At 70.6% G+C, this 3,023-nt stretch carries 2 protein-coding genes; both read left to right on the top strand.

Translation table 11 applies throughout. The features are described from left to right. Positions 1–98: 98 nt before the first annotated feature. The gene (locus VXC91_RS44125) at positions 99–1,409 is read left to right on the top strand and encodes a GAF domain-containing protein (RefSeq protein ID WP_329512972.1); all 1,311 of its coding nucleotides are present in this window, start codon (positions 99–101) and stop codon (positions 1,407–1,409) included. A gap of 149 nt (positions 1,410–1,558) precedes the next feature. After that, a partial coding sequence (gene exaC / locus VXC91_RS44120) for an acetaldehyde dehydrogenase ExaC (protein ID WP_329512971.1) occupies positions 1,559–3,023 on the top strand: 1,465 nt, incomplete at its 3' end.

Below are 3,023 nucleotides of genomic sequence, written 5' to 3'. Positions count from 1 at the left end.
CCGCACGGGATCGCTTAGCTGATCAGCGACGCTTCCCCCGGTCTCGTTCGGGTCCATGACGGTCGAAACGGTTGTCGGCGGGCACCCTCGGAGTGACGATGTCCCCCAGCGCACCGCCGTCAAGGGAGGCCGAGTTGACCGATGCGCGGGTGGCCCTCGAGCGAGGGGCCGATCCCGTCGAACGAGCACGGGAGTTGCGCCGGGCCCACGAGACGTTCACAGCGGTGGGCACGGTGACGCGGCGGGTCCGTCCGGTGGTGGCCGAGTCGTGGCGGCGTTCCGCACGAGCGGGCGTCGGACCGGACGGCACGGCGCGCGTGGAACTGACCGACGGCGACCTGGGCTCCTACCGGGCGGAGCACCCGCTTGCCCAAGCGATGCCACTGGTCCGGGAGCTGATGGGTCCGTTCGCGGCGGACGGCGAGCATCTGCTCGCGGTGTGTGACGCGGAGGGCAGGCTGCTGTGGGTCGAGGGGCATCCCGCGACACGGCGGCGGGCGGACCGGATGAACTTCGTGCCGGGGGCACGCTGGGCGGAGTCGGCGATGGGAACGAACGCACCGGGGACGGCCGTCGCCATGGACCGGCCGGTGCAGGTGTTCGCGGCCGAGCACTTCGCCGTGCGGGTCCAGCCGTGGACGTGCGCGGCGGCACCGGTGCACGATCCACGCACCGGCCGAGTGCTCGGTGCGGTGGACATCACCGGCGGAGACGGGCTCGCGCACCCGCACAGCCTGGGATTCGTCCAGGCTGTGGCACGCGCTGCCGAGTCCCAACTGGCGCTGCTGGCACCGGCCGAGACCGCGGCGGACACGGTGGAGCTGACCGCGCTGGGCCGCGACGAGGCCCACCTCCTCGCCGGTGGTCGCACCAGAAGGCTCAGCCGCCGTCACAGCGAGATCCTGGTGCTGCTGGCCCGCCATCCGGAAGGACTCACCGGGGACGAACTGCTGTGCGCGCTGTACGAGGACGAGTCGGTCACGCCGGTGACGCTGCGTGCCGAACTGGCACGCCTTCGGCGGGTCCTGGGCCCGGGTCTGCTGGCCTCGCGCCCCTACCGGCTCACGACCGCGGTCGAGTCGGATGTCGCGGTCGTGGAACGGCGGTTGGCATCAGGAGCGGTCGCAGAGGCCGCGACGGCATACCGAGGCCCCTTGCTGCCGGGTTCGCAGGCGCCGGCAGTGGCCCGGCTGCGACGCAGACTCGAGGACGGGCTGCGGACCGCGCTCATCGCCCGCCGGGACCCCGATCTGCTGGCCGAGTGGGCGAACGCTCCCTGGGGCGAGGACGACCTCGACATCTGGCGGGCGCTCGCGGCCACGCGGCCGACGGCAGCCGTACGGACACGCCTCGACGAGCTGGAGTCGGAGCTCGCGGCGCCGGGGTGGACGCGTTCGACGCCCCGCTGACGAGCGGCGCACCGGCGTGGGCTGCTGGACGCGTCGTCACCGCGTGTGCGTTGCGCTCGCCACGCAACGTACTCGCAACGTCGCCCTCCCTAGCCTCGCGCCGAGAGCTGCCCAACGGCGGGCAGCACTTTCCCGGGAGGCAGAGCCGCATGACCCGTTACGCAGCGCCCGGCACCGAGGGCGCGATCGTCTCCTACCAGGCGCGCTACGACCACTTCATCGGCGGTGAGTACGTGCCGCCGGCCCGCGGTCAGTACTTCGAGAATCCGAGTCCGGTGAACGGGCAGCCGTTCACGGAGATCGCCCGGGGTACCGCGGAAGACGTAGAGCGGGCGCTGGACGCGGCGCACGCCGCCGCGCCCGCCTGGGGCCGGACGTCGACGACCGAGCGCTCCGACATCCTCCGGAAGATCGCCGACCGGATGGAGGCCGGCCTGGAGCGGCTGGCGGTGGCCGAGAGCTGGGAGAACGGCAAGCCCGTCCGGGAGACCCTGGCCGCGGACATCCCGCTCGCCATCGACCACTTCCGCTACTTCGCGGGGGCGATCCGGGCGCAGGAGGGTTCACTCGGCGAGCTCGACGACGACACGGTGGCGTATCACTTCCACGAGCCGCTCGGCGTGGTCGCCCAGATCATCCCGTGGAACTTCCCGATCCTGATGGCCACGTGGAAGCTCGCACCGGCCCTCGCGGCGGGCAACGCGGTGGTCTTGAAGCCCGCCGAGCAGACCCCGGCGTCCATCCACGTCTGGCTGAGCCTGGTGGCCGATCTGCTGCCGCCAGGTGTGGTGAACATCGTCAACGGCTTCGGCGTGGAGGCGGGCAAGCCCTTGGCCTCCAGCCCGCGCGTGGCGAAGGTCGCGTTCACGGGCGAGACCACGACGGGCCGGCTGATCATGCAGTACGCCTCCGAGAACATCACCCCCGTGACCCTCGAACTCGGTGGCAAGTCCCCGAACATCTTCTTCGAGGACGTCTGGTCGGCGAACGACGACTTCCGCGACAAGGCTCTGGAAGGCTTCACGATGTTCGCGCTGAACCAGGGCGAGGTGTGCACGTGTCCCTCGCGGGCCTTGGTGCAACGGGGGCACTACGCCGAGTTCATGGAGGCGGCCGTCGCCCGCACCGAGCAGATCAAGGCCGGTCACCCGCTGGACACGGAGACGATGATCGGCGCGCAGGCGTCGAACGACCAGTTGGAGAAGATCCTCTCCTATCTGGACATCGGCCGTCAGGAGGGCGCGAAGGTCCTGACAGGAGGTGAACGCCTGGAGCACGACGGCGAGTTGAAGGGCGGCTACTACGTCCAGCCGACGATCTTCGAGGGCGACAACCGGATGCGGATCTTCCAGGAGGAGATCTTCGGTCCGGTGGTGTCGGTGACGTCGTTCCACGACTTCGACGACGCCATCAAGATCGCCAACGACACGCTGTACGGGCTCGGCGCGGGCGTGTGGACGCGCGACGTGAACACCGCGTACCGCGCGGGCCGCGCCATCCAGGCGGGCCGTGTCTGGACGAACTGCTACCACCAGTATCCGGCGCATGCCGCCTTCGGCGGCTACAAGGGCTCGGGCATCGGCCGCGAGACCCACAAGATGATGCTGGACCATT

The sequence above is a fragment of the Streptomyces chiangmaiensis genome (genome assembly GCF_036281785.1).
GTDB classification, from domain to species: Bacteria; Actinomycetota; Actinomycetes; order Streptomycetales; family Streptomycetaceae; genus Streptomyces; species Streptomyces chiangmaiensis.
Note: the sequence above shows the minus strand (reverse complement) of the source record. Positions and strands in the feature narration are given on the sequence as shown.

Bases quoted from the DNA above. Each gene is read 5' to 3' on its own strand.
- VXC91_RS44125 (WP_329512972.1), top strand. From the start codon at position 99: ATGTCCCCCAGCGCACCGCCGTCAAGGGAGGCCGAGTTGACCGATGCG.